Origin of the sequence: Veillonella parvula (genome assembly GCF_001553335.1) — a bacterium.
In the GTDB taxonomy this organism is placed as follows: Bacteria; Bacillota; Negativicutes; order Veillonellales; family Veillonellaceae; genus Veillonella; species Veillonella parvula_S.
In genome coordinates this window covers 327-21,018 of record NZ_KQ960777.1, presented here as the reverse complement: position 1 = coordinate 21,018, position 20,692 = coordinate 327, and the positions used below count along the sequence as shown (strand labels likewise).

General features: G+C 34.9%; 23 protein-coding genes and 1 CRISPR repeat array. Of the genes, 1 reads left to right on the top strand and 22 read right to left on the bottom strand.

The window, feature by feature from the left end:
- Positions 1-323 precede the first annotated feature (323 nt).
- From HMPREF1865_RS01280 to HMPREF1865_RS01245, 8 genes are all read right to left on the bottom strand, one after another.
- Positions 324-953: a superoxide dismutase gene (locus HMPREF1865_RS01280; protein WP_004694615.1), complete on the bottom strand. Its 630-nt coding sequence runs from the start codon at positions 951-953 to the stop codon at positions 324-326.
- A gap of 324 nt (positions 954-1,277) precedes the next feature.
- The gene (locus HMPREF1865_RS01275) at positions 1,278-3,197 is read right to left on the bottom strand and encodes an AAA family ATPase (protein ID WP_060918941.1); all 1,920 of its coding nucleotides are present in this window, start codon (positions 3,195-3,197) and stop codon (positions 1,278-1,280) included.
- A 68-nt stretch (positions 3,198-3,265) separates the two neighbouring features.
- Positions 3,266-3,805 carry a cysteine hydrolase family protein gene (locus HMPREF1865_RS01270; protein WP_024061509.1) on the bottom strand — a complete coding sequence of 180 codons (540 nt, stop codon included), beginning with the start codon at positions 3,803-3,805 and terminating at the stop codon, positions 3,266-3,268.
- Positions 3,806-4,019: 214 nt separating this feature from the next.
- Positions 4,020-4,532 carry a phosphatidylglycerophosphatase A family protein gene (locus HMPREF1865_RS01265; protein ID WP_060918940.1) on the bottom strand — a complete coding sequence of 171 codons (513 nt, stop codon included), beginning with the start codon at positions 4,530-4,532 and terminating at the stop codon, positions 4,020-4,022.
- A gap of 10 nt (positions 4,533-4,542) precedes the next feature.
- Positions 4,543-4,938, bottom strand: a complete 396-nt coding sequence (locus HMPREF1865_RS01260; RefSeq protein ID WP_004694610.1) for a hypothetical protein — start codon at positions 4,936-4,938, stop codon at positions 4,543-4,545.
- A gap of 160 nt (positions 4,939-5,098) precedes the next feature.
- The gene (locus HMPREF1865_RS01255; RefSeq protein WP_004694608.1) at positions 5,099-5,470 is read right to left on the bottom strand and encodes a pyridoxamine 5'-phosphate oxidase family protein; all 372 of its coding nucleotides are present in this window, start codon (positions 5,468-5,470) and stop codon (positions 5,099-5,101) included.
- Between the two features lie 185 nt (positions 5,471-5,655).
- A complete protein-coding gene (locus HMPREF1865_RS01250) occupies positions 5,656-6,000 on the bottom strand; it encodes a zinc ribbon domain-containing protein YjdM (protein ID WP_060918939.1) in 345 nt (114 codons plus the stop codon).
- Between the two features lie 701 nt (positions 6,001-6,701).
- Entirely contained in the window at positions 6,702-7,199 is a 498-nt protein-coding gene (locus tag HMPREF1865_RS01245; RefSeq protein WP_060918938.1) for an ECF transporter S component, read from the bottom strand.
- Between the two features lie 235 nt (positions 7,200-7,434).
- Here HMPREF1865_RS01245 and HMPREF1865_RS01240 point away from each other — a divergent pair, with 235 nt between their 5' ends.
- Positions 7,435-8,001: an NAD(P)H-dependent oxidoreductase gene (locus HMPREF1865_RS01240; protein ID WP_060918937.1), complete on the top strand. Its 567-nt coding sequence runs from the start codon at positions 7,435-7,437 to the stop codon at positions 7,999-8,001.
- Between the two features lie 137 nt (positions 8,002-8,138).
- Here the strand turns inward: HMPREF1865_RS01240 and HMPREF1865_RS01235 are convergent, their stop codons facing one another.
- From HMPREF1865_RS01235 to cas9, 14 genes are all read right to left on the bottom strand, one after another.
- Positions 8,139-8,426 (bottom strand): DUF2695 domain-containing protein, encoded by a 288-nt coding sequence (locus HMPREF1865_RS01235; protein WP_060918952.1) that lies wholly within the window; start codon positions 8,424-8,426, stop codon positions 8,139-8,141.
- 56 nt (positions 8,427-8,482) lie between these two features.
- Positions 8,483-9,247 (bottom strand): leucine-rich repeat domain-containing protein, encoded by a 765-nt coding sequence (locus HMPREF1865_RS01230; RefSeq protein ID WP_060918936.1) that lies wholly within the window; start codon positions 9,245-9,247, stop codon positions 8,483-8,485.
- A gap of 78 nt (positions 9,248-9,325) precedes the next feature.
- On the bottom strand, positions 9,326-9,832 hold the full coding sequence (locus HMPREF1865_RS01225) for a YfbM family protein (protein ID WP_004698303.1): 507 nt from the start codon (positions 9,830-9,832) through the stop codon (positions 9,326-9,328).
- 49 nt (positions 9,833-9,881) lie between these two features.
- A complete protein-coding gene (locus HMPREF1865_RS01220; protein WP_060918935.1) occupies positions 9,882-10,475 on the bottom strand; it encodes a hypothetical protein in 594 nt (197 codons plus the stop codon).
- A gap of 30 nt (positions 10,476-10,505) precedes the next feature.
- Positions 10,506-11,312, bottom strand: a complete 807-nt coding sequence (locus HMPREF1865_RS01215) for a hypothetical protein (protein ID WP_060918934.1) — start codon at positions 11,310-11,312, stop codon at positions 10,506-10,508.
- Between the two features lie 72 nt (positions 11,313-11,384).
- The gene (locus tag HMPREF1865_RS01210; RefSeq protein ID WP_060918933.1) at positions 11,385-11,927 is read right to left on the bottom strand and encodes a hypothetical protein; all 543 of its coding nucleotides are present in this window, start codon (positions 11,925-11,927) and stop codon (positions 11,385-11,387) included.
- Positions 11,928-11,985: 58 nt separating this feature from the next.
- A complete protein-coding gene (locus tag HMPREF1865_RS01205) occupies positions 11,986-12,492 on the bottom strand; it encodes a hypothetical protein (protein WP_060918932.1) in 507 nt (168 codons plus the stop codon).
- Positions 12,493-12,563: 71 nt separating this feature from the next.
- Positions 12,564-12,995 (bottom strand): hypothetical protein, encoded by a 432-nt coding sequence (locus HMPREF1865_RS01200; protein ID WP_004694583.1) that lies wholly within the window; start codon positions 12,993-12,995, stop codon positions 12,564-12,566.
- A 20-nt stretch (positions 12,996-13,015) separates the two neighbouring features.
- Positions 13,016-13,831: a DUF2262 domain-containing protein gene (locus HMPREF1865_RS01195; RefSeq protein WP_060918931.1), complete on the bottom strand. Its 816-nt coding sequence runs from the start codon at positions 13,829-13,831 to the stop codon at positions 13,016-13,018.
- A gap of 51 nt (positions 13,832-13,882) precedes the next feature.
- Positions 13,883-14,713, bottom strand: coding sequence for a DUF6630 family protein (locus HMPREF1865_RS01190; RefSeq protein WP_060918930.1), 831 nt, complete (start codon positions 14,711-14,713; stop codon positions 13,883-13,885).
- A 37-nt stretch (positions 14,714-14,750) separates the two neighbouring features.
- Entirely contained in the window at positions 14,751-15,659 is a 909-nt protein-coding gene (locus tag HMPREF1865_RS01185; protein ID WP_060918929.1) for a hypothetical protein, read from the bottom strand.
- A 9-nt stretch (positions 15,660-15,668) separates the two neighbouring features.
- On the bottom strand, positions 15,669-15,962 hold the full coding sequence (gene cas2, locus HMPREF1865_RS01180) for a CRISPR-associated endonuclease Cas2 (RefSeq protein WP_060918928.1): 294 nt from the start codon (positions 15,960-15,962) through the stop codon (positions 15,669-15,671).
- 47 nt (positions 15,963-16,009) lie between these two features.
- Complete coding sequence (gene cas1 / locus HMPREF1865_RS01175) at positions 16,010-16,906, bottom strand: type II CRISPR-associated endonuclease Cas1 (protein WP_060918927.1); 897 nt, start codon at positions 16,904-16,906, stop codon at positions 16,010-16,012.
- A 20-nt stretch (positions 16,907-16,926) separates the two neighbouring features.
- Entirely contained in the window at positions 16,927-20,121 is a 3,195-nt protein-coding gene (cas9, locus tag HMPREF1865_RS01170) for a type II CRISPR RNA-guided endonuclease Cas9 (RefSeq protein ID WP_060918926.1), read from the bottom strand.
- Positions 20,122-20,266: 145 nt separating this feature from the next.
- A CRISPR array of direct repeats spans positions 20,267-20,632; the repeat unit is 36 nt; unit sequence GTTTTATCATAGCGAAAAATTACAGAGTACTAAAAC.
- Between the last annotated feature and the right edge of the window lie 60 nt (positions 20,633-20,692).

Sequence of the window (20,692 nt, the reverse complement as noted above, 5' to 3'; positions counted from 1 at the left end):
TGATATTAATGAGCCCCTATACGTAAAAATCTCGTATACAAGGCTATCGATTTACTGTGAAAGGTCTATATATAATGACCTATGGTTCTATGATAAACGATATCGATTAGAAAATCTGTATCCGTGGCTATACTTTTGAAAGTTATTTATAAGATGAAATAACAGTAATAAAACACCGGATAATCGATCATGTAGACCAACTATCCGGTATTTACGTTACATTATATTATTATTCTCGTTTCTGTTTCTGTTTCTATTTCTATTTCTATTTCTATTTCTATTTCTGTTTCTGTTTCTGTTTCTGTTTCTAACAAGTATACCACTTAATCATGGTGTGGTTTCAATGCTTTTTCGTAGTTTTCAGAAACTTTGTCCCAGTTAATAACGCGGAAGAATTCCTTGATATAGTCTGGGCGACGGTTTTGGTAGTGCAAGTAGTATGCATGTTCCCAAACGTCTAAGCACAGAATTGCTTTTTTACCTTCCAATAGAGGATTATCTTGATTTGCAGAGGATGTCACTTCTAGCTTGCCATCTTTGTTAACTACAAGCCAAGCCCAACCAGAGCCAAAGCGTGTGGCTGCCGCAGTAGAGAAGCTTTCAACAAACGCATCGTAGCCACCAAGTTCAGCGTCAATAGCCTCTTTCAAAGGACCTTGCAATTTAGAAGTATCTGGTTTTGTCATAATTTCCCAGAACATAGTGTGGTTCTTGTGACCACCACCATTATTGATAACTGCTTGACGGATATCTTCTGGCACATTAGCAATATCGCCGAGAATGCAGTCTATACAGCCATACGCAAGATCCGGATATTTCGCGATGGCCGCATTCAAATTATTAACATACGCTTGGTGATGCTTGTCATGATGCAATTTCATTGTTTCAGCGTCGATAACAGGCTCAAGGTAATCATAAGCATACGGTAATGGTGCGAGTTCGAAAGGTTTCATAGTAGTCCTCCTTAAATTTAGGGCATAGAACAATGCTAACTATTTCGTATCATCGTTCTTGTGAAAGCGATTCGATGCACCTGCATCGGTAGTATAGAATCAATCTACTAGCATAGCATATATACTTCAAGAAGAGACGTATTATCCTAACTTTAACCAGAAGTTAAGATATACTTTTTAGCCAATAAATTGATATGAATTATCATTCTTTATCTAATTGTACACATTATATAGAAAAACGTCAATATAGAGGACTAAGAATGCAGATATCAATATACTTTTATTTAAAAATCAATCTACCCATACTCAACTGATTAATTTATCTTAACAATCAACTACAAAATACTCATTTATATTTTTTGCAAGTAATTTTAAAACTTCATTTTTCGCTAAAAAGCGTAATAATTTTTTCCGTTGATTATTTTCCTTATTCTCATAGTATAATGATATCAAATTAGCTTTCAAAGGTTCTTTTATTAATTTAATTTCATCCTCATTATATAAAGACTCTAAATCAGTAATGTTAGAGGCATCATCAGAAAGAATTTCGCTTAATGTTCTAGAAATATTTCCAAACTTATCTTTAATATTTTTACAAGCAGTACTACCTTCTGTATCATTATCAAATAAAAGCAACACACGATTACTTAATCCAAGGCACAATGTTACTAATGTGCTTTGAAATGGTGCACCACCTGCAGGTAATATAATAAGTTCCTTATTTAACAAATTTCTTTCTTGTAATAATTTTAAGATAATCATATCAGTTAAGCCCTCGACTACAATAACATTTTTGCCAGAAATATCTGTTGGAAAACTCTTCAAATGAATTGCATTCCAAATGGGCTCAAAACTACCACATAACTTAGGCCCTTTACTATTATTAAGTGCTTCTACTAAAATACCATTAACACTTTTTGAAACTACATGAATAGTATTTACATTAATAATATCAGGACTTAACAAATTCTCTAAGTGAGTAGTATAAATTATATTGGATTTTTGCTCTTTTGCATCACGTTTTAATAGGCGTAATAATTCTTTTTGAAATGCAGCATGTAAATAAACACCCGGCTCATCTAATAAAATAATACGTTCCTGTTCACTGTCAACAAAAGTATTGCTCCTAGCAATTTTATTATTAAAACTTACTTTAAATAAATAATTAAAATACCATTTAAACCCTTTTGAACGTTGATTGAAGTTATAACTACTTTTAATATTTCCGTCTTTATCTATATCCCTAATTAAAAATTCAAAACAACTATCTCTATATTCTAATTTAATATCCACCCTAAATAAGTTATCTTGGTGGCTACTTTTTAAAATATGATTTTCATTCCAAGCACGCCCAATATGTTCATTTATAACTCTACTAATCTGTGCTAATATTGTAGATTGATCCGCACTACTAAATGAATCCAACTCATCAAAATCTGACTCCGTAATCCTCATATCAATCATATTACATGCAATATACTTTATCCGTTCATATTGTTCAGTATCAGAATGCTCTATTTGATTTGGTATCAGATCTTTAAAATCATCAATATAAATTATAGGTGGTAGTCGATCTAATATATAATCAATTATAATATCATTCGTTGCCAAAAGCTCCTTATCTAAATAATATTTTTCTCCATCATTAAATAGAACTTCTATAGCAGGTATCTTTGAGCCTTTCAATTTAACACGTTTATCTTTATTTATGTTAAACACAATATCAAATATATCATTATCGCCTAATAATAATTTATATTTTCCAGAACCAGATCCAAACTCACGCTGAATTTTTAACTTAGGTAAACCCTGTTCAAAAGTTATATTATTGATTATATCAAGTAAATATTCCTTAATTTCTTCCCATAATTCTTGACTAATAGATTGATAATACGTTTTTTGCTCCTCTTCATAAAAATTAGGAGTATAAACTAAATCATATAATTCAGCTTCAGTTTCAAATAAACCTTTAATAAAAGACTTCGCCTCTGCTTCATTTATAAATATGTCGGCTATAATTTTAGGATTATCCCTTCTATTAAATTTACTTATTATCAAATCGTTATTAATAAACTGACCATCATACAAGATATCATTATCTTTATCAAAACTTGCAATGGCTTCTAAAATAGTACTTTTTCCAGATTCATTAACACCTATAAATGGACTCAGTCCTGAATTTATATTTATATTTGATTCAATAATCCCTTTATAATTAATAATTTTAAAAGATTCATACCTCATAAATAACTCCCCTTAGCTAAATATTAGTCTATAAAACTATACTTAAACAAATTATATATATGAAGTAATTATTCAACAATGCACTGACACATTTTCATGGTTGTTAATGCCGCTTGATGGGACTCCTCTGTTACGCCAGCACAACAGCTCGAATCGATGTGAATCGGAATCTCTGGCAAGCCTGCTTTCAGCATAATCGCATTGGACACAACACAAATATCTGTACATAAGCCGATAAGCGTAATCGATTCAATAGGGTTTACCTTATCCATGCCCTCTAACCGAGTGAGCAGCTCAAAAGAAGCAAAGTTTGGTTTATCTACAAAGGATACAGGGCTCATAATTGATCGACCTTCTGCAGCCTCAATCAAGCCATCCACAATATGCCAGCCCTCGGTATTTTTAACGCAATGTGGCACTGGTAAAAGCTTTCCTTCTTGGTGTTCCAAGTAATCTCTATCATGCGTGTCACGCGTAAAGATAATAGGGCCATCAAAGCTTTCAATTTTCTTACGCACATTATCTACGATTAACTGTGCTTGCGATGAACCAAGGGCACCATCTACAAAATCATTTTGCATATCGATTACTACTAGAACCTTTTGCATAGCTCCTCCTGTATATAGGCTACAAAACAAAGTACTTATTTCCAATCAATATTATTTATACTCTTTATTCTTTATAACATCAATAGTATCTACCAACTCTATACATTGTTATCAAGTTGTTGTCAAAGTGTCATCATGTTGTTGTGAAAGTGTTATCAATGAGTCATCGAAGCCCACCTCATACTTTATCGATAAGTAGATATATGACGAACTTCTATTCTTCTGCTATAGCATGTTGCACGCGATTTGGTTCATTATGTGCCAGTTTTCCTGCCGCTGCTGCCGCTACAGCACCTACTAAATCATCGAGGAATGTATTACAGCGTCCCCCTTTTTCGCTATCTAGCTTTTTGATAATGCCTGGCTTCACCTTGTCTAAATAGCCATAGTTTGTAAAGCCAATAGACCCATATAAATTAACGATGGAAAAGGCTAAAATTTCATCAATCCCATACAGGCTTTCATCATTGGCAACAATGCGTTGCAATGGCTGAGATAGTTTATTCTGCTCCGTTAATTTATCAAGCTCTATGCCCGTAATAATCGCATTATGCACCTCACGTTTAGATAGTACAGAAGCCACACTTGTGCGACACTCTTCCAGTTTTAAATTCGGCATATACGGTTTTTGTACGTAAAAAACAAGCTCTGCAATGTCATCTAATGTGACACCACGCTCAGCGAGAAGATTATAAGTATATTTCTCTAAATCTTTCGTAGCCTCCATAAGCCCTCCTTTATCGTTTCTTTGAATTAGTATCAGATAACATGACTATACTAACGGGAATCGTTACAACAAGTGCTTCATCAGTATCAACATGTTTAGTATTCCAAGCCGCTTCTTTAGCAGCCTCCTCAAAGATAGGGTACGCTTCACGATCTAGTTTCCAATTATTAGGACCTGCTTCAACAGCTACAATATTGCCCTTATCGTCCGTCTTAATCTCTATAGGAACGATTAATGTTCCATCTGCACTCGTTTCAAAAGCCTCTGGCGGAATGATCACATTATAAGAAATCTGTTGTTGCAATTCATAATTACGCTTGTCCGCAGGCTTTATATCTGCAGCTATAGAACTAATAGGACTCATCGCAGACACTAATAAAGCCAACAATATAACACGGTTAAACATAGTTTCCTCTCATCTAAATACTCTCATACTATATGCATTATAAGTTGATTATACCACGAAAAAATCCCTACCGAACGTCTCGATAGGGATTTATATTAGGATTCATTATATAAATATATTCTATGAAAGTCCTAAATTGTTATAATTGATACGCTTTCAATCATAACAATTGTTTAGCAGATTGTACATGTAATACTAGAACACGATTGATGAAAGGATATTCTGCATACATTTTATCAAAGATTTCACCCTCAGTTAGGAAGGATGTAGTACATTCCAAACGGAAACCCGTACCTTGATAGCCATTAAAGCCTTCTACTTCACGAGCACCCAATGTAACGATAGCGCGATTATTCACTTTCAAATCGTTCTCTGAGCTAGTCAAACCGGCTGCAGGCACCCAAAGATCATCGCCATCAACCTTCAAATATGAATTCCATGTATTAGTAACATGCGCTTCATTATTCGCCCACGTTGTAATCGATACAACACCTTCATGCTTTAATACTTCTAATAATTTTTCTGGTAACATGGATACATTCCTCCATTATAAAATCAAATGTTATACAATCATTACACCATCATCGTACCATAATACACTCTTAATTAATAGTGATTTTCATTACAACCAGAATTTATAGTATTGAAATATACAAAACCTCCGCCCCATGAGAGGCGGAGGTACTCATAATATACATCATATAAAACTTGGTTACATTATATCTTCTTAACCATTTCGGATTTTAATGCCATCGCACCGAAGCCATCAATTTTACAATCGATATCGTGACCATCGCTTGCATCGGTGATGAGGCGAATATTTTTTACGCGCGTACCTTGTTTCAATACGCCCGCGCCTTTTACTTTGAGGTCTTTTACAACAACCACTGTATCGCCATCAGCGAGCTCATTGCCGTTAGCATCGCGAATAATACCCGCTTCAGCTGCAGCTTGCGCATCGGCCGCTGTCCATTCGTTGCCACACATAGGGCAGATAAACATATACCCATTTTCGTATGTGTACTCGTCGCCACACTTAGGGCAGTTAGGTAAATTTGCCATTTAAATCTCCTTTGTTTATTACATAATGAAAGTATTATACCACACCTTAGAAACCAAGCTCTATATTGATATGATGACCATTGACTCCAGATTAACGATATACGCCAATCTCATTATAATGTAATAAAGAGATAGTCGACGAGTGGTTCCGTCAGGCTCATCCCAAAACATTATAAGACATGCAGAAATGGCCTTTCGTTTTCAGCTACCAGTTAGTAACGAAGGGCTATTTGTCGTTATTACGACAAATCAGCACTATCAATGCTCCAAAGGAAATAACGACAGTTAAGATCCCGAGGACAATCATAATGACTTCATAAGCATTCATAGGCTTTCACTCCCTTCAAAGAAAAAGGGTGCCCCAACCTCGTTCGACTATCTTACGTTTATTATAAACAGAACTTATGTTCTATACAATAAAAAATCTATTAATAAATATTAGCCTATTTATAACTAACAAAGGGAGACTCTTGATAGAGTCTCCCTTTTATTCGCTACCCTCGTAGTGTTAATTCTTAAGAAATAATCAATATATTGATTATAAAATAAGATAAACCTAACGTTTAAGACTAAGTACGGCAATACTTAGACACGTTAGGTTTATCAAATTCACAATTCTTTGATGAGCCTAACGCCTAGAACACGTTAACTGGCTCTTTTGTACTTATAGTATAGTCTGAATTCTAAAGACTGTCAATTTACTATCCAAGTCGTTTACGCAAAATCGCATAGAGTATCATGCTAATAATAACGCTCATAACAGCTTGAATAGTATTAGTTAAAATACTGGCAATGGCTACGCCCGGGTCGAATACAAAGTATTCAGCGATAAAGTAGCCGGCTACGATAACAATACCGCCTACGATAGTTGCTACCAAGGCAGAGGTAGTTGTCTTATTCTTATAGACAGTACCGACAAGATAGCCTTCAAGTCCTTTCACCACGAAGGTGATGGGTACAAAGACTACATAGCCGAGAAATAAATCAGCTAGCGCCGGGCCGATAGCACCAATATAGGCGCCATATTTTCGACCTAATAATAGAGCTGACGTCATAATAACGACATCTCCTACATTGAAATAGCCGCGAATGCCAGGTACTGGAATTTTCGTGTACATGGTAAACAATGTTGCGAGGGCAATCAATACGGCTGTGAGTACTAACGCGGACGTAGTACTGCGGTTTTGAACGTGTTGCATAGCGTCCTCCTTATAAAGAAAAATAGATATGCGATAAAATACACCACATATCTATACTATATACCTTTATAACAACACCCGCAAACAAAAGGAATTAACAATACACTCTTCCCAACATTTATCGTTATTTACGTTTAGAATAGGTGCTCTTCACTAGACTTTAACTTAATATAGATACCATTTTACTATACAGATTCTTTCAACCTGACGATGATTAAATAGAAAGGAACTAGCCATGAATATTTTAATCATTTACACCTATCCTAATCATCAAAGTTTTAATGACGCTATTCTGAAAGTAGTGCAACAGAATCTTTCAAAAGACCACAATGTGAACACCTTGGATTTATATGAGGAGCAGTTCGATCCTATATTGCGATTTGAGGACACGCACAAACGTCGAGATTTAAGCACTGTACCGGATATGGAAAAGTATCGTAACTTAATTACTTGGGCAGACCATTTCATCTTTATCTACCCAATTTGGTGGAGTGGTATGCCGGCAATGCTCAAAGGCTTTATCGATCGCGTGTTTACAGCAGGCTTTGCCTATTCATACGGAAAACGGGGGCTTATAGGTCATTTACAGGGAAAATCCGCCTGGATCATCACCACCCACAATACTCCCGCCTTTTTGACGCCGTTTATTCAGGACTATGGCAAGGTGTTAAAAAATCAAGTTCTGAAATCCTGTGGCATTAAACCGGTTACACATACCCAGTTGGCTGGCACAGAAAACAGCTCAGACGAAAAACGCCGGCGCTTCTTAGACAAAATCGCTAATATCGCCGGCAGTATTTAACATTTCTAGTATACTATGATTTTTTACCAAAGATTACTTGGTTACCATAATCACAAATAAATTTACATTAGACTGCTTACAGTTTGCTCTAAGTCAAAAACAAGCTGTATACGAAAACCTTCCCAATTACATAGATATTACTCTTCAAATCTCTCTTCTACATTGTAGAGAACCTCGCAGTCACAACCGCCACCTTCGTTGACAATCCAGTCTAATACGATTTCTACATCTACCTTTTGTTTTTCCAAGAATTCCCTAGTGAAAGTCAAACTATGATCGCAACTGTCATTTTCCTCTAATTTCTCGTCTACATAATCAAAGAGATTCCAAAACAACTCTTCATCCATAGGTAAACTATCTTTAAACGATTGTCTCTGCTTATCTGCATATGCTTTTAACAATTCCTTTTTACGTGCTTTATCCATGATAATGCTTTTCCTTTTCATATTATGTTTTATATCTTTAATATCTGCCCCATAACTTATGTCTCATATAATTCTGGTCGTTCTAAAACTGTGCCATATTTTAATTTTGGCAGTTTAACGAATTGAGGATACAATTGCTTAACCTCTTTACAAGACTTTAATGTAAGGTGCTCTAGATTATTGAGTTCTAAAATGGGAGAGTAATCTTTATCTATCACCTTTGCCGTTAAAAAGCTAAAAAAACGCAACTGTTTCATTTGACGTAAAAATCCTAATGATCGAACCTTAAGAATTTTAGGAGCCGCGAAATCACCTTCTAGAGCAAGACTTTCAAGGTGCTTCAGATGCACTAATGGCGTATAATCATCAATTTTTTGAAAGTTCTCAATCGATAGAGCCACTAAATTTTCTAATTTTGATATAGGCTCTAAACTCGATACGCTTCTACCAGATCCAATGTGTAAATATTCTAGTTCTTGTAAGTTCTCTAATTTTGAAATATCTGGATAGACACCCCATTTTATATGTAATTTTTTAAGTCTACGTTGGGCACACACCGCATCAAATAAGTCCTGTGACATTCTTGTACAAAATATTAGCTCTGTAAAAGCATCTGGATTTTCAACTAGAAAATCACACCACTCCATCCAAATTCGCTTCTTATCTTTAGCAGAATAATCTTCATCGAGTTGTGTGCAGTTGATTATTAACTTATCTTCACCATCATATTCAGAGACCTCTACCACAGATTTAGGCCGTGCGTCATCCTTATGATAGTAGTCAAATCCATATTTAATTTGCTTTTCTGTTAACACTGCCATGTTACAATTCCTCATCTTTGCCAGTCGCATAATTGGTTTAGCTATAACTAGATCCATAGCCAACAAATTTTAACGACCTTAGCAAATCGATACAAGCACGTTCCCATTAGCGTCTAGTACTTGTTTGTAGAAACGTTTCATTTGCTCGAAATCATGAAGAAGTTCGTCTTTGATTTCCTCCTCTTCCTCATCGTAATCCCAAATATCTGGATATAGCTCAGCCTCTTTGCAAGCTGCCATATCAAAAGATTCAAGAGCCTCTTCCATATCAAACTGCTCTAGAGCCGCCACGATATCTGCTAACTTATCGTGTTCCGTATACGCTAAGTAATCCGATAGTTCTTCAACAGCTGTTATGCCAAGCACAGCTTGGCTAAGAGGATTCTTATCGTCCTTATGGTCAGTGCCTACGCCAGTTAGCACAAAGTGAAGTACATCCCACATCTTATCGATATCAAGCAATAATTCATCATCGTCATTCCACTCTTCAACGCTTTCAAGAATTTCCTCTTCTTCTGAGCCCATGGCTTTAATTTCTTTTAAATTCGCATCGCTTAAACAGCTATAATTTGCAATTAGTCCCATAATCTAAAATCTCCATAAACACTTAACAATCTATAATTCCCTTAGATATTTATGACTCTATCTCTGTCAATAATTCTAGCAAAATAGCCTCTTGCTCGTTATTTTTATCTAATAATAGCCTACCTAGTAAAAGCACTTGCAGTGAATAGTAATAAAAGCTAAAGAATAAATCATCAGGGAATACGTCTTCTTCCTCATATCTAAGAACATCTTCGTCTTCATCGTATTCTTCAGACCAAAGATATTCTTCGTTGAGCATATCCTCAAAACATGGTAGAGGATCAGCATGTTCTAGTAGAAGACCATCTCGGATACACTCAGCAATCACAGAAAATAGGTCTACCAATTGTTCTGCTAAATACTGAGCTACTTTATTCTGAGTTCTCTCTTCCTGGGCTTTCTTAAAAATACGAAACAAGAAAATCATGGCAAATGGTGTAGCATGCCACAACGTCGATTGATGCTCAATATTCTGTGCTAGCTCTTCACCAGCCGCATTAATAGTTTCTATACTTTCCATATTCCACAATACATCAAGCTCTGTAGGAAAGTCTGTAGCACGGCCATAGGTTGTGATTAACCGGTGCCACGGTATATCACTGACTTGTACAGTTTCTATATATATTTGAGTGGCTACATCCATCACATCTACTCCCTCTTATTGACACAGTAATTATTGATGAACAATGTCCTTCACCAATTCATACGTTTCTATAAGGCGAAGTCTACCTATTCTTGGCTCATCTGTAATCTCCTCATAGATATCCTCTAGCGTTCCCGCTGGTGCTAGTTTCCATAGTTTGCACGGATATAGTTCAACGATCCCAATAATTTCCAAATTATTCAGTAACAAACCTAAATCCTTATGGTTAAACCAGCAATCTGTATCGATACCAAAATTTGTATTATCTTTCCGGCAGGCAATTTTGCTGTTTAGAAACTGTTCCATTGTAGGTTTTTCTTTTTGTAAAAGCCGCGTACAAGCTAAATGGTACTCAATTTTCCGCGGTGATTGATCCACCTCAGAAACAAAAATAGTACCATACTCGTTTTCAAATTTAACAGCTAATACGTCGCCCACCTTAAAATAAGGTTCTCTCTTTGTTTTAGATTTACGAACCTTAAGTGGCTTTGGATTTTTGCTCTGTAGCTGCAGGGCTAACTTATCTAATACCTTTTGACGCTGTTTAAGGGCCTTACTATCGATGTCTAGCCAAAACTCATGAGGGCCCTTAGCAATTACGTTTAATGCCTTCTCTTTAACGTCATCTGGCAGATGCCCTATCTTCCACAGCGAATAGGCCACAGCAGTCCAATAAATTTCTGTGTAAAACTCATCAGTACAAAAATTTTCTTCCTCACCTAAGATTTCAGAAATTATAGTATCGACACTGATACCATCCTTGTACCGCTCAACAATAGCATTATAAATATCATGACCGTCATCGCTGTCTATGATCTTTACTCCATCAATTGCCATACGATTCTCCTATTACAACACAAAACCTCTTGAAACACTCTTTTATTGCTGATTATTTTCCCATTTTACATATTAAAAGAATAGACTTTCATAGGGCGTAATGCTACCATCCTCTTCATGGTAAAAGCCTTGGTACAGAGGTTTTCGGTGTGCCGCGTCATAGAACTTTTGTAATTCAACAGCCACATTTGCTTCGGAAGGCATACCTAGCGCCTGAACAACAATTTCCCATTCATCCATTTCTGTATAGGATGTAATTTGAGTGTGTCGCTCCTTAGCATACGCTTCAAGAGTACCCATGTCTGTATACTGGCTGGAGTCACAATAATCATACCAGCAAATGCTATACACCAATAAATGGATTAAATCATCTATACTTTCAGCTATACGACCACATTGACCTTCGCTGCTCATATAACCGATAGAGCCATCCTCTAATTGATGATACTCACCGCCGGCACCATCTCGAGCAAAAGCCTTCCCATCCAAGGAAAAGGTGCATCGCCCCTCTACCTCATCACGTTCCATTGGCTCATCGAGCAAAAAGAAATCAAATAGTGCATCAAAATCTGCTGCCAAGTTAGAATCTTCACGCAATAATTTTAAATAATCCATATTGTTACCTCTTATATATTCGCCTATTCTCTCTATTTCATCGCCTATTCTCTCTATTTCATCTCTTATTTTCTCGTAATTCTAACAACGCAGAAACCTCGCTCATACTGAGATTAAACATGTTGCTTTCTAAATCAATAGGTACAAAATAATAACAAACTATATCTGCACCAAACTCATCTTCTAGCTTTAGCCATTCTGCCCTTGAAAGCACGGTAAATCCGAGCGTATCATCGCCAAGGCTTTCAGCAAACCAGCGCACCTCATAATCAGGTTTAACGAAGTCGTTGAAATATTTGATAGTCACATCCCGGTCTTTCTCATCACCGTAGGGAATTAGCAATTTTTTATTGCCCTTTTGTAGTACAATATCGTCACCATACTGCTTTCCATTGCTAACGCTTTGAATGTCGATAGGCTCATCCATCATGTCATTAAAATAGTTCACCACATCTTCGTCATCCTCGCGCCAGTCAATCCAGATGATAGCTTCGGAATCAAATAAATCATCTAAATCCATATCATGACTAAAGAAATCTTTGACTAATTTATACATATCTTCCATAGTCTCTCTCCTGCATATCACTTATATTTTTAGGTAGAATACAACACCAGTATCACCACTTTAAAACAACTCTATAAGGTTTCGTATATCACATCTTGTTGAGCCGTAAAGTTTTCATCAAAAGGAACCAAAACATATAGATGTCCTGCTGGGGATTCTCCCACATCATAGCCTAGTGCAAATGCATCGTAACAACCTGATTTATCCAGCATTATATCCGTTAGCGTTAGTACAACAGACTCTTCTTGCGGTATTCCCTTTTGTATGAGCCCCTTCGCCAGTTGGTCTAATTCATCTAATTGAACATATAATTGCTCCCATATTAATAGTGAAAGTACATCATCTTCAGTATAACCGGTACAACTAATATTAAGTTTTTTAAAGGCTTGTCCTTCATTCTTTAAACGATTAATGCCCAATCGGCGAGATACAAAGTAAACGCCATACGGTTCTTCAGACCAGCTTTCAACATTCCATAATGTCATTAATTCCGATTTTCTCATTAGGACGCTCCATTAGTTAATCATCCTGCAATATCTGCATCAACAGGGTTCCCATCTGCATCAATATGGGCTATGATACAGTGCCCCCAGAAAATATCATCATCGTCATAATATACCTCTATGGTACCATCATTGCGAAATGCCAATTCACCCATCGTAATACGCTTGGCAAATACGTTTGATGTAATCGGATCTTGATCGTCATTGTCGAGCCAATCATTAGCAAGGTCTAGCAATTTTTCACTAATATATGCACTAATTCGTTGTTCAAATTCTTTGAAATTCTCGATTGTATTGAAAGCAGCCAATGCTGTGGTACAACTTTCATCAGAGCCCTCATCCACATCAAGAGTGAATGCATAATCACCAATTCTCGCTGTGTAATATTGATACTCTCGATTTAAGAGGAAGTCGCCCCTATCGGTATGAAGGTATTTAGGAGTTTTCAAATACGCCGACAACGCCTCTAACTCGCTATGTTTAGCATGTTCCTCTAACACCTCAAGCACATAATAGCGATTATTCCAAGACGGGCGCATATAGCCCAAGTCCTCTAAGGGTTTTGCTTTCTTAACTAACAATTTATAGACTCCATGAGGCTCAAAAGAATACCCCCATCTATCGTCAAGGCCCTCAATAATCCACGTCAAAATGCCTTCGCTACGGTCAAGCACGCCAGTTCGAGTATCTAAGATAGCATCGGTGGACACCAGTGGTCTATGGTACTTCTCTAAATAAGGACTAGCCCCATTTGCATCACTGCGCGGCAATGCATAGATTTCAAACTCTTCCGATTCAAACTCTGCTTCATATTCTGGTAGACGTACAATACTCATATGACTCTCTCCTACATTATAATCATGCTACTCATCATAATTTCTGTTATATCATAAGCGTTCAGCTACATCGATTCTATGTAATAGTTCTTTCGCTAATTCTTGGGCTGTTTTGAATTCCTCATTTGAAAGCACCATAAGTACAAAGCTATCGGTTCCGATGTCCATGCCTGCTAACGTATAGTTTTCCCATTTAGAATTAAGATCAGCACACCAGTCCATAATAACTTGATCTTCATCTAATGCTGATAGGTCAATAGTTAGATCTTCGCCGGTATCTAAAGACTTGTTACGTATTAATTTCTGTACATAATAAATAAAATCCTCTAGTTCACATTTATAGTCTAACTCTACGGCACATCCTTTAGAGTCTAGTTTCTCATAGAGATTCCACCAGCTATCTTCTAATTCCTCCATGGAGCACAACTTTACCTTTGTCATAAATGATTTAGCTTGTTTAGCATCGCCTAGCAACAACGTTGCTAACTCTGTAAATGTAGATCGCATCTGATCGATATCTAGATACGCTGCTTCTACACACAAACTACAATCAGGTACTCTACGTTTTTTCACAAAAGCCCGCATCATTTTCACTGCGTCAGGATAGCTTACATCTGCCATACGATAGGTCTTGCCATCTATATCTAAGAATAAATCTACCGCATCCTGTGTTTTACCTACACGCGCTTTCATCGCAGTACAACCATCGATGGCATGAGGTGGGTACAATTCTATATACATGAAAAATCCATCATGCATAGCCTGTAAAGTATTATCTATTCCGACTATATTAAAACCGTTTCGATTATAATCAGGGCTCCTCAAACGCCATTCTTCGTATTCATCAAATAGTTTTTCTTGAATCCAATTGTAAATATTCATATATATTCACTCTATTTACTATATTTTAAAATTCAACTTATTTACTAAAAAATAAATCACTAATCTCTTTATAATCTGTTTCAAATAGACTACGATTAAACAAGCTTTGTATAAACTGGCACTCTTTCTCCAGTAAATTTATAGATCCACTATCCTCTAGCAATAAAACTTCAATTTCATCGTAATCATCCATTCCCCATATTTGATTATCTTTAACTATATGATAGCACAAGGGCTTCTCATATATATTAGTAATAGCACTAGATTGCGTATAAACTATAACATTATCAATATTTGAGCATTTTTTATTAAGATAGTCTAACAAAGAGTAAAATTCTTCTGTTGATAAGCCTTGTTCAGGTAAATCTAATAGGAGTAGCTTCTTCTTTCCTATATCTAGTTCAGCAAACAAATCTACCAGCATATATTTCAAGTCATACTGCGATCGTTCATCAAACGTACCATATATTTCCATATCATTAGATAGTAAATCTATAATCTTACTAAAACTCCAAAAATCATTCATATTACTCTCGCATATTAAATTATAACGAGATAACAATTCATTAATTGGCGAAAGTATTACAGAATTCAACTGATTAAAGCATTTTTCCCGTTCAGATATTGAAACTTCTTTATAGATTTTCTCAGTTATCTTACCCAATAAACTCTTTTTTGCAATCTTAAAAAGCTCTGTTGAATCTACTCTTGAAGGAATATATAAAATTTCAAACTCATCATCTCTACATACACTATTATTAAGATTCAATGTATTAAATGGGTATTGTTGGGAGAATCTCCTTTTATCAAAATATCGTTCTATAAAATCAAATATAACCGGCATAGTCCTAAAATCATCTTGTGGCACTACAATTGTTATAGCCTGTAAATTAATATGGACTGGTTCTAAAAGTCTATATCCTGATAATACCAATTCACCATTCATAGACGCCTCCTAGAAAATGATAGTTTTATCAATCGTTAACTTCTCTTCGATAATTTGTTTCTTTCCAGTTAATAGTTTCATACCTTGATACTGCTTCTCTGTAACTTGCAAAACATATACAGCTCCATCTGGCGGTAAATAGCGCTTAATATATTCAATATGAGACTTTATACTATCCCGATTGGGCATAATCTTACAATAAATAGAATACTGAATCATAAAATACCCTTGCCGTATCAAAAACTTCCTAAACTGAGTGTAATGACGAACTGCAACAGTATCATCCATAGGTAAATCAAACATTATTAATACTCTCACCATTCTGTACCTATTCATTTCACACACCAATATCATATATCTAATAATGGTAAATCTAATACTTCATTATCATCAGTCATACATCTAACGAGACTATCTGCAAATCTATTCATTGAATCTGCTATTGAGTAAGATATATTTTGATGACGTACTGTACGCTCAGAAAGCATAATAATTAAATTAAGTTTTATATTTCTTGAAAACAAAACTTCAGGCACATAAATACAAGAATAGACCCAATCATCTATGATGGGCCTATATATTTCCATGCAATCATCAACGAGATTAAAGTGATTATATATATTATGATGTTTTATCCCTATTGATAATATAAGTCCTTTAGCAGCTAATGCTCTTGCCATAAGGGCTCTAATAATAGAGTATCCATAATTCAAAGCATTATTGATAGGATCTCCCTCTTCTCTATCACGTATAAAATCAATACCAAATAAAGCTTTAAAATAAACTTTTGCAGCAATACCTTCATGATTTTCCGTATCAAACGGCTGAATTGTATCTCTTAAAGATTCCATTATCTCAATTGTATCTAATGACAATGAATAATGATCTAAAACAAACATTTGATTATTTATCTTACGTTCAATAATTGCTTTCCACAAATCACCTGGTCTAGATGGATTCATATTCAGTTGTATTTCTTGATTTTTAAATGTTACATAATTTCCTGCTATAGGATTCATAACAACAGACGGTAATCCATTCTTTTCACAAATGATTACACAAATTTGATAGCGACTCATCTTACATAATAGTTGCGTTGTAACATTTAATTTATAGTTATTAAAAATAACTATACTAATATCTTGTAAGGGGACTAAATAGTCCCCTTCAAGCATTTTTATTTTTAAGTTGTCTAAATGTAATGAAACTTGCTGACTCTGTTCAATAATAATTGTTCGCCAACCCATAATGTGCACTCCCTGCAACATTAAATCGTAACATCAAACTCTAGTTTTTCATCTGTAACTTTATATTTATTACCTAATACATCAACATTATATTTGGTCAAGTTTTTAATACTGGTCTTTATAGCCTTCATAACCTGTTTATCGGTTGGCCGATTCACATAAGAGATCTCTATTCTATGAGTCTTCTCATTATTAATACATTTAAAAATACATTCTACTGTTTCGCCATTTTCTTCATAAGTTATATAATCCCCTCGGTATAAAGATGTTACAAAGGTAGCAGACTCAGGAATTTTTTGAACCTGTTTTGATTTATAATATTTGTCTTGATCAATTATATATCTACCATTAACAAAGCTAACCATATCATATGGCACATTAAGCACTAAGTAATTTTCTCCATCTTGGTACACATCAGTACGTAAGCTTTTTATTTTCAAAAATACCGATTTGTTATGTCCATCTTGTTTTACATTAACACGATGCGCCCCTAACTGCTTTTCTCGAAACTTAACCGACTCAATAATTGGACCATTGCCTTTTTTTGAATATTTACGGATTGGCTCATGATCTTCTTTATAAGCGGCAAAAGGATTACTTTCTTCTCCATATTGTTCTACAATCTTTAGAAAAATCTCAAAAGTTTTAGGATCATGATGATACATTAACAATTTATCAGGAGACTCTAAAATCATTTTTTTAAGTTTGCTTCCAGCATTACCAATTCCTGTATTATAAATATCACTATATTTAGTGATAATATAGGTTACCTCTTTATTATCTTCAACAAAGCTTCGAGTTGCTTTTATCTGTTGATCATACAAAGCTCTATTAGGTTTGCGATCCACCTTATGAGAATATAACGGTTCTATACGTTCAATACGTTTTAAGAACTGAATATAGTTAGATACATTCTCTGATTTATCAAATAACTCTTGCTCCAGTACCTCGCCTGTTTCAGAATTTATAATATTGCCATCTATCTCTACAATAGATTCCTTATTATTTAAACTTTCAGAAAAGGCCCCTATTTTCGAGAAAAATTTCATCAGTTTCGTATTAGCAAAACCAGCAATAATCATAGCATCTTGTGCATGATGAGCATATGTTTCTTCTCTATTTTTTGATAGATACGCTTTTTTTCTAAAATAACTTGTTGCAGAACCGTTTATAACTTTAACCTTGGTATTTATATTATGGTAATCAAAAAAGGATTTTAATAAATTATAGGTTTCACGTGATGCATACCGTGTATCAACCAAATTGCGATCAATAAAACCTTTCATATCTTCAACTGGGTTTCCAAGATATAGTAAATTTCTCTTTTTAGCATTACTAAAATTCGAGTTTCTAGTAACATATTCTTTAAATCTTTCAAAAACTATTTTTGCTTTCCCACTACTGAAATATTGGAATGGTGACCGTTGGCCTTTCGCTTGATTTTCTACGTGATAGACAAGTACTTTATTAGACTGAGCATCACTTAGAGATATGGATAAAGGAATAATATGATCAACTTCTAAAAGACCTGGTTTAAATACATCAGCCAATTCTATAGGCTCTAAAGAATATACACATTTAAAATCCTGTTCTAACAATAAACTAATACGCTCAAACTCTGCACGCGTAAGCGTCCTGTTTTCAACAAGTTCCATGATTTTATAGCGTTTTTCCTCATTGGCCTTCTGAATTTTCTTAATCAGATCTTTCTTTTCCTGACTATTTTTTTCTCGTGCTAATTCAACTACTACATCACTAAATTCGGCGTCATCTCCATTTTGGGTTTTAAGATATTTACGTAGTGCATTAAACACCTTAATAGTCTCATTAATAGAGCGTTTAACAACAGGTGATACAATCCAGTCAGATAAATTAGCACATAACTGATTGTTCTGTGAAAAGTTATGGTTATATGGCTTTATACCTACTTCAGTATATAATTCCATTTGGTTCTTACTAGTTCTCAATAAATCATCTAAGATTAAATTAATAGCCTTAAATGATAAAGAATGATATGTAGTAAAGCCCCCCGATTTTGCAATTTCTTTAGCTAAACTAGTAGATAATTTTAAATCATCTACTAATTTTCTTTCACGAACTTCTATACTTTTTTCTTTAGTTAGAATTTCAGATATATCATCTACTAATTGTTTATTACCTTCAATTGTAGCTTCTTCGTTTACAAATTTTGCAATTTTTAATAACTCGTTGTAACCTTCAAATTTTGTAAAAATTGGTTTTTCCGACTTATCTATTCTAAAGCCAAAAATATCTTCCTTTTTAACACCGCATACTTTTGCAATAGCAGGAATTGTTACTGATTTGCCTTTATTTACATACTCACTAATCAGCTCTTGTTTCTGAGCTTCAGCTATCTTCACCCCTTGAATCGTTAAATTATTTAGATCATTTAACAAATTAAATAAGCATGCACTATAGCTCCATTTAGGTGCTCTTAATTCATTAGGAAAATATGTACACGTGCCACGCATTTTATCAATCAGATTAATCTTAATAACATTACCATTTTCATCTAATTGGTAACTCCCATAGGGTGTGGGACTTTTATAACTACCAGGCCCCTCATAATATTCACGTTTAGAATCATATATACATAAAATCTCATCTGTTATCTCTTTTAATTCTGGATAAAATACTGATTGAACTTCAAGAAGCTTAATTAATTCATTACGATATGATTCATGGGTAAACTTATTTTCAATGCCTCGTACTTTTCCTGTAGTTTTCAACTTCTCTAACTGAACATGACAAGGATAAATTCCATCCTTAAGTTTATTCTCATTATTTCGAATAATGTCTGCTGGACTTCGATTACTTCCGTCCTCAGCAGCAAGATCCTCTGGACTCAAATAGAAAATACCTCTATGTTTAGCCAATTGAATTATAGCAGCTATCAATTCATCAGGTGAAAGCTTATTAGCAAGCCCTCTAACTCTAATTTCATAGAGATTTGTATAAGATTGATCTCCACTTACCCCTAGTACATTTGATAAGAGTTCTTTTAATCGCTCTAATCTATGATGACTCCGCCTCACACCTCTACGACTACTTCTAAACCCTCTACGTGCTACGTTCTCTTCTGCCGTCCCTTCTCGAAATAATCTTACCCCACTAATTAGAACATTATAGTTTTCATCAATAATTGCATAACCAACAGAAGCAACCCCGATATCTAATCCTAGTATATATCCCATATATACCCTCCCCTAACATTCATTAATTGTATTAATACATAAAATCATAACAATCAGAAAATCATTATTTTTTACTCTAGATTTATCATAAGCAACGATCACAAAGTATTAAAACTAGGTGGTTTTTTTGCAGGCTTTTAGACAAGTTTTATCATAGCGAAAAATTACAGAGTGCTAAAACCGTGCCGATATGCCTGTTCTAGGCTAGTACGTTTTATCATAGCGAAAAATTACAGAGTACTAAAACAATAAGCAGGACGTAGTGGTAACTACTAAGGTTTTATCATAGCGAAAAATTACAGAGTACTAAAACTTCCTGCATACAGTGCAGGCTTTATCAGTCGTTTTATCATAGCGAAAAATTACAGAGTACTAAAACGAATACGTTCTAACAATTCCCAGTTCTTCGGTTTTATCATAGCGAAAAATTACAGAGTACTAAAACGAATCCAATATAGCTTTTAGAGAACTAACTGTTTTATCATAGCGAAAAATTACAGAGTACTAAAACACATCCCTCTATTACCATATAGGGGGAATGTTTTATCATAGCGAAAAATTACAGAGTACT